The organism is Paraburkholderia sp. RL18-085-BIA-A (assembly GCF_046027075.1).
In the GTDB taxonomy this organism is placed as follows: domain Bacteria; phylum Pseudomonadota; class Gammaproteobacteria; order Burkholderiales; family Burkholderiaceae; genus Paraburkholderia.
This window is the reverse complement of the sequence record NZ_JARESU010000247.1, coordinates 1-7365: the sequence shown is the minus strand read 5'-3', so window position 1 is coordinate 7365 and position 7365 is coordinate 1. Positions and strand designations below refer to the sequence as shown.

General features: G+C 60.2%; 6 protein-coding genes and 1 pseudogene. 1 reads left to right on the top strand and 6 read right to left on the bottom strand.

Translation table 11 applies throughout. The annotated features are described in order from the left end of the window. Nucleotides 1-181, top strand: a 181-nt coding sequence (locus P0D89_RS49930; protein WP_408379216.1) for a hypothetical protein, incomplete at its 5' end; no start/stop codon positions are given. On the opposite strand, the gene cydB is transcribed toward P0D89_RS49930, so the two are convergent. From cydB to budA, 6 genes and pseudogenes are all read right to left on the bottom strand, one after another. Next, nucleotides 159-704: a cytochrome d ubiquinol oxidase subunit II gene (gene cydB / locus P0D89_RS49925; RefSeq protein WP_408379213.1), complete on the bottom strand. Its 546-nt coding sequence runs from the start codon at nt 702-704 to the stop codon at nt 159-161. The two genes, P0D89_RS49930 and cydB, sit on opposite strands and share 23 nt — an antisense overlap. A 16-nt stretch (nt 705-720) precedes the next feature. Beyond that, the gene (locus tag P0D89_RS49920; RefSeq protein ID WP_408379210.1) at nt 721-1521 is read right to left on the bottom strand and encodes a cytochrome ubiquinol oxidase subunit I; all 801 of its coding nucleotides are present in this window, start codon (nt 1519-1521) and stop codon (nt 721-723) included. A 91-nt stretch (nt 1522-1612) separates the two neighbouring features. Continuing rightward, nucleotides 1613-2095 (bottom strand): annotated as a pseudogene (locus P0D89_RS49915) (cytochrome ubiquinol oxidase subunit I); the annotation flags it as partial. A gap of 27 nt (nt 2096-2122) precedes the next feature. Beyond that, nucleotides 2123-3859: a ubiquinone-dependent pyruvate dehydrogenase gene (gene poxB / locus P0D89_RS49910; RefSeq protein WP_408379207.1), complete on the bottom strand. Its 1737-nt coding sequence runs from the start codon at nt 3857-3859 to the stop codon at nt 2123-2125. Nucleotides 3860-4466: 607 nt separating this feature from the next. Beyond that, on the bottom strand, nt 4467-6143 hold the full coding sequence (gene alsS, locus P0D89_RS49905) for an acetolactate synthase AlsS (protein ID WP_408379205.1): 1677 nt from the start codon (nt 6141-6143) through the stop codon (nt 4467-4469). Between the two features lie 16 nt (nt 6144-6159). After that, a complete protein-coding gene (gene budA, locus P0D89_RS49900) occupies nt 6160-6894 on the bottom strand; it encodes an acetolactate decarboxylase (protein ID WP_408379203.1) in 735 nt (244 codons plus the stop codon). Nucleotides 6895-7365 lie beyond the last annotated feature (471 nt).

The window sequence follows — 7365 nt, the reverse complement described above, 5'->3', positions numbered from 1 at the left end:
GGCGCATCGCGCCATGAATTGTCTCGTCTCGTCACTTTGCATTACTGACTATATTGTCATCGTCGACAACCCGATAGCCGCCATTTTTCGCAACGATTCATCCTGCTTCGCAGGCTCGCGAACGTCGCTGGCATCCTGCGAGCCGCACAGCCGCGAAACTAGCAACCAGTTGATTTCTTGACGACCCAGCTCGGGCCGAGCAGCGCGTAGCCGGCGCATAACGCCACGCCGCACAGTGCCGAGAAACTGCTGCACCACGTCATGACGTCGCCGGTGAAGCGGCCTTTGACGACCGGCAGGCCCCTGGCCAGCGCGCCGACCATTGCGCCCTGCATGAAGGCGGCCACGACCGATCCCACCACGAAGCCCACGTTCCAGATCGTCCGCGTACGGCGGGCCCTGCCACGGAACTCGAAGGCGACGCCGCGAAAGATCAGGCCGGCGAGCATCAGGATCACGGGCACATAGAACGCGGAGACCAGCAGCGCGTAGGCCTGCGAAAATGCGCCCCACAACACCACGCCGGTCACGATCAGCCAGGTCTCGTTGCCGTCCCACAGTGGCGACACAGCGGCCAGCATATGACGCTGGCGCGTTTCGTCCCGGGTCAGGCCGAACAGCATGCCGACACCGAGGTCGAAACCGTCGAGCAACACGGACAGCAACATGCTGAGGGCAAGTATCAGCGACCAGTAGAGGATCATTTGCAGGTCTCCGAGATTATTTGACCGTCGACGGCAGACCTGCCGCCACCGAAAGCGGACGGTTCGGCAAGGCGACAGGCGGCGTGTGCAGCAGATCCTCGGCAGGTCCGCCTTTGAGCAGCCTGTAAATGTAGAACGTCCCAAAGGCAAAGATGAAGACGTAGGTCGCACAGAAGACGAACAGCGAACCTGCGGCCGCGCGCGCTGTCAGGAACGGCGTGAGCGCGTCAGCCGTGCGCAGCAGTCCATAGACAGTCCACGGCTGGCGTCCGACCTCCGCGGTAAACCAGCCCGTGAGCGTCGCGATGAACGGCAGCGGAAAGCACAGGAATACCGTCCACAACAGCGCACGCCGCTGCAGCAAACGCTCCTTGAGCGACAGCAAGGTCCCGCCCCAGGCGACCAGCAGCATGAGGAGACCGCACCCCACCATGACCCGGAATGCAAAGAATGGAATGACGATCGGCGGACGCTCGCTGCGCGGAAAATCAGTGAGACCGAGCTCTTTCGAATCGAGCGTAATCGATGCAATCACGCTTCCGAGCACCGGCACTGAGATCGCGTAATCGTTCTTTTCGTGCGCTGCATCAGGCCACGCAAGCAGGACTTCGGATGCGGGTTGTTCGTCGTGCCAGCGCGCCTCGATCGCTGCAAACTTGATGGGCTGGTAGCGGTGCACATAATCGCCGACCAGATGTCCGAACAGCAGTTGAACCGGCACAAGGATCGCCGCGAGAAACAGGCCCATCCGCAACATGATGCGTGCTTCGGCGGGACACATCCTGCGCAGCGTGTACCACGCACCGGTCGCCGCCACACAAAATGCTCCAGTGACGTAAGCCCGCCAGCAACATATGGGGAAACCGCACCCAGACGACCGGACTGAAGATGATCTTCAGCCAGTCGTCCGGCACGTAGACGCCGTTCTGGATCGTGTAACCCACGGGATACTGCATCCAGCTGTTGTTCACCATGATCCAGAACGCCGAGAGCGTCGTGCCAAGCGCCACCATCGCGGCGGAAAACGGATAGAAGCCCGGCCTCACCTTGTTCTTGCCGAACAGCAGCACACCAAAGAACGACGCCTCCAGCATGAAGGCCGTGAAAGCTTCGTAGGCCGACAGCGGTCCCTGGATCGGTCCCGATACGCGCGAGAGTTCGCTCCAGTTCGTGCCGAACTCGAAAGCCAGCACGATCCCGGAGACCACGCCCATGCCGAATGTGATCCCGAAGATCTTCAGCCAGAAGTCGAATACCCGGCGGTATGCGGGCCGCCCGGTGATCAGGTGCACAGCTTCGAGTACCGTCAGCCATGCCGCCAGCCCGATCGTGAAAGACGGGAAGATGATATGGAACGATACGGTGAAGGCGAACTGCAGGCGCGACAGCATGAGTGCGGTGATGTCCATCACGCCTCCCTAGCGCCACAGGTTGGTCTGGGCGAGATCGATCACCTGGTCCGCCTGCCCGTTCAGGATCGCCTTGACCATATAGAGCGAGAACCCCTTGGCCATTTCGAGGTTGACCGCGGGCGGCATCGCCAGCTCCATCCGGTTGACCACTGCGTCGATCAGCACCGGACCGTTGTGGGCGAACGCCGCGGCAATGCCGGGCTCGACATCGTCGGGCTTTTCAAGGCGGATACCGCGGATTCCGACGGCTTCGGCCATGGCAGCGAAGTTCGGATTGTTCAGTTCGGTGCCGATCGGCACGAACGACGTGGACTTCTGTTCGAGTTCAATGAAGCCCAACGCACCGTTGTTGAAGACCACCACCTTCACCGGCAGACCCAGTTGAGCCAGGCTCAGGAAATCGCCCATCAGCATCGCGAAACCGCCGTCGCCCGACATGGAGATGACCTGGCGGCCGGGAAAAGCCGCCTGTGCTCCGATCGCCTGCGCCATGGCGTTCGCCATCGAGCCGTGCCAGAACGATCCCATCAGCCGGCGCTTGCCGTTCATCGCGAGGTAGCGCGCGCCCCACACCGTCGGCAGGCCAACGTCGCACGTAAAGACGGCGTCTTCCGTTGCATGGTCGCTGATTGCTTTGGCGACCTGCTGCGGATGGATCAGCGACTTCCTGGCACCGGCCTGCGCCAGCGCATCGAGATCCTTGCGCGCCTTGTGATAATGCTGCTGTGCCTGGGTGAGATGCGTGGCGTCGGTTTTCTCCTGCAGTTTCGGCATCAGCGCTTGGAGCGTCGCCTTCACGTCGCCGACGATGCCCAGATCGAGCGAAGCGCGGCGCCCGAGATGACCGGGGCGAATGTCGATCTGGACAATACGCGTGCCCGTTTTGCGGGGATAGAACTGGCTATATGGAAAGTCCGTTCCCAGCATCAGCAGCAGATCGCAATCGAGCATCGCGTAGTAGCCCGACGAGAAACCGATCAGGCCGGTCATGCCCACGTCGTACGGGTTGTCCCATTCGATGTGCTCCTTGCCGCGCAACGCATGCACGATCGGCGCTTTCAGTTGCCCGGCCAGCGCCACTACCTCGTCATGCGCGCCCGCGCAACCCGAACCGCACAACAGGGTCACGCGGCCCTGCCGGTTGAGGATCGCGGCCAGACGGTCGAGATCGGCTTCGGCCGGCGTGACGACCGCCTGCGGCGGCAACAGGCCCGCTGGCGAGAGAGGTGGTGCATCGACCGCCTGCTGCAACGCGACGTCGCCAGGGATCACGACCACTGACACGCCACGCTTGCCGGTCGCCTCGCGGATTGCGATTTCCAGCGTACGCGGCATCTGGTTGGCGCTCGAGATCAGTTCGCAGTAGTGGCTGCACTCCTTGAACAACGACTCCGGATGGGTTTCCTGGAAGTAGCCGCTGCCGATTTCCCGCGACGGGATATGCGCAGCGATCGCCAGGACCGGTACGCCGGAGCGATGACAGTCGAACAGGCCATTGATCAGATGAAGATTGCCCGGCCCGCAGCTGCCGGCACAGACAGTGAGCGAACCCGTCAGGTGTGCTTCGGCACCCGCGGCGAACGCGGCGACTTCTTCGTGCCGCACATGAATCCACTCGATTCCGCCGTGACGGCGGATCGCATCGGTCAAGCCGTTGAGGCTATCGCCGACGATGCCGTACACCCGCTTGACGCCTGCTGCTACCAGTACTTCGACAAACTGCTCCGCTACGGTCATTGACATTGCAATTCTCCAGCAAAGATTGACTACCTGCCCGCACGTGCCCGTCTCGATGTCAGTTCGCAACGGGAGCTACGTCGAGTCATGTTACGAATCCGTCCGGGGACGATCCAAGACCAGCTTGTTATGCTTCTATGTCTTTTTTCTTATAGAGTCGGGGCGCCGGTGCACTGGGCATTCTTTCGTGCGGCGCGAGCGTTTTGAGGAACGCATGCAAATGTGCCGCGAGATCGTCACTGCGGATACTCGCTGTCAGCGTGGTGTCCGGAATGCGCCGACTCCTTGCAGCGGCCGGAAGACGACATCCGGGCGACGGTGGCGCACAACCGATTCATGCGAGCTGTGTGTAGGAGCGTCCTGCCGGAATAGTCAAGATCCACAGTGTCGCGAGCGTCGGACACCGCTATGTCATGCCAGCGATATCGAAATATCGCGAACACCGAATCTGCGGCGATGCGTACAACCGTTTTTTGAATCGACGATACCGGGACGCCGCAAATCGCGTCGGCGAACGTCTGGCGTGCCAAATCGTCGACTCTCCAAAGCTCCCAAAACGCTAAAGTCCACCGAGACGAATCCTCGGCGCGGCGGCTTGGAGCGTCCTGTACCATCAATGGATGCTGTTTTCGTCAACCATTTCGAAGAGTTTGTGGTTGTCGCTATAGTCCACCTGAATACCCACGATGACCGGCCCCGGCGTATCAAATGCCCTCTTGAGAACAGGCGCGATCTCGTCTGCTGTCCGTATCATCAGGCCTGTGGCTCCAAATGCCTCGGCGTATTTCACGGTATCGTATGGTCCCAGCTCTACCCCCGCCTTGCGACCGTACTTCGCTTCTTCCTGCACGCCCACCATGTCGTACGTCCCGTCTATCCAGACCATGTGCACGAGGTTGGACTTGAGACGTACGGCTGTCTCGAGTTCCATTGCGGAGAAGAGGAAGCCGCCGTCGCCCGAGATCGATATGACCTTTTCATGCGGCCGTACAAGGGTGGCTGCGATGGCCCATGGAAGTGCTACACCCAAGGTCTGCTGGCCATTCGATATGAGTACCTGTCTTGCCCTGAAGCTATAGAGATGCCGGGCGAGCCAGAGATGGAATGAGCCCATGTCAAGACACATGGTGACATCGTCGGTCAGGATTTTTTGCAGCTCGACGACGATGCGCAATGGATGCACCGGTACACCGGCCAGCCGCCCCGCGCTCGCGGAGACCAGTTTGCGCTGCTCGACAATGTCATGAAGAATGCGTGCCGAAACGGGCGATGGCTCCACGCGTTCGATCAGAGCTGTGAGTTCAGGCAAGGTCTGCGCGATATCACCGGTCAGTTCGACAGTCGGGCAGTAGCAGTTGTCGAGATCCGCGGCGAGCACATCAATGTGAATGATTGGTCGGTCGCGGCCATTGTTCCAGATCGAAGGATCGTATTCGACTGGATCGTAGCCAATCGTGATGACGAGATCTGCAGCATCGAGGAGTCGGTCAGCGGGCTGATTCGACAGTTGTCCGACCCGGCCGCCGAAGCTGTCAAGCAGATGCGCGGCGACGGCACCCGCCGCCTGGAAAGTTCCCACTACCGGCAAGTTGTTGCGGGAAATAAACTCGCGCAGCGCGGCTGCATTGGCAGGCTTGCTTGCTAGCAGGCCGAGCAGGACGACTGGTGTGGCCGCCGCGCTGACGAGGCGGCTCGCTTCCTTCAGCGCCTCCCTGTCGGCCGGACCAGGTCCGGAGAACGAGGGTGGCGGCAAGACATCGGCGGTTGTCGCCGCCGACATGATGTTCTTCGGCAAACTCACGAATGCCGCACCGGGCCGGCCCGACTCGGCCACACGGAATGCGTTGGACACCACCTCGGCGACCGACTCCGACGCGCCCACTGCCGCGCTGAACTTGGTGACGGGCTTGCACAGGAGCACCGAATCCATGGTTTGGTGAATCTGTTTGAGTGTCTCCGAGGTGGCCACCGCGCCACCTAGCGCAACAACCGGATCACCCTCCGAGGTCGCGGTCGCGAGACCAGTCACGAGGTTCGAGACACCGGGTCCTGAGGTTGCTATAGCCACACCGGCCTTGCCGGTCAGTCGACCGATCCCTCCCGCGATGAACGCGGCATTCTGCTCGTGACGGCAAACGACGGTTTTGATAGAGGAATCGACCAGCGCGTTGAAGACCGCATCGATCTTCGCTCCGGGGATGCCAAATACGTAATCCACGCCACGTGCCTCCAGCGTCTTTACCACTAGATCGGCGCCGCAGAGCGCGCGCGTTTCTGACTTCTTGCTCATCCGGATCTCCTTGAGTTCAGTGCGCTTTCTCAGCGTAGGCGAGTTCGTCGGCCGAGTTCTTGCTCAGGTCCGCCTTCAGGAATGCTTCGTTCTCGGGCAACGCGAGATGGAAATCCGTCAAAGGCTCCGAGCGAAGCCGAAGTGCTTTGGCTGAGCAAGCGAGAAGATGGCCACCGTGCCGGCGATCGTTCGATATGAAATGGAAGTGGTAGCCGGGGATGCTAAACGCGCTCGAAAATCCCGGTGACCAGAAGCCGATGAGCGAGCCCGCAATGTTATTGAATGAGAACTCCACCTGAGCCTTCGCCGCATCGATCAAGCGACCATGGTTCAGGGACGGACTGACTGCGCGAGTGCGCACCGTTTCGAAAATCCCATCCAGACGGAACGCATAGAAGATATTGCTCGACAGTCGTGCTTTGTCGCAATACTCTTCGAGAATCGCAAAAGACTCGAGATCCGTCACGTGGCTGTCGACATCCGGGTCGAACCGAGTCACGACGGCAAACGGCGCCTCCGCATCCGCCGGGGCCTCCGATACTGTGCCGTCGCCTCGGACCTGATAGACGTGGTCATCGACCACAACCAACTCACCGTCGAGATTGGCGAAGGTTCCAAGACCGAAGTCCCCATGCTGCAGCAGTGCTCGGCATGACACCACTCCAGAAAATAGTCCCGCGACGAGTGCGCCCGAAGTCGAGACCTGAAATAGTGTGTGGGTACCGCTTAATCCGGAAGATTTCGATGTCATCGAATGTTCCCTTTCAACAATGAAAAAATGGTTTACAGGCATCTTGCATGTGGAGTACCTGCCCGATTCGCGATTTAGCGAAGGTTCAGCATCGCGGACATGGCATGAACAACTGAACAGTGCGCAAATGTTGCCCGTGTACCGGAACCTGTACTTCAAAAGCAGCACGACATATGCGCAATCGCACGACGGGGATTCAGGGATCGCACGCATGACCATGACGCGTCGGCGAGGTTCTATAGACTCTAATCACGATCCAGATGATCGGACGCGGTTTGTCGATTTTCCTTCTCGCTCGATGGTCGAGCGCGATGGTCGATTGCGCCAGCCAGATGTCTGACTGATCTGTCTCTCTGCGCATGCACGCGCTCAAGCGTTTAGACATTCCGTTTTACCCACGACCCTGCCGCCTTATACCAAGGCATAATATGCAAGCATTCCTACGCCCGGCTAGGCTCAATGCGCCAGTGC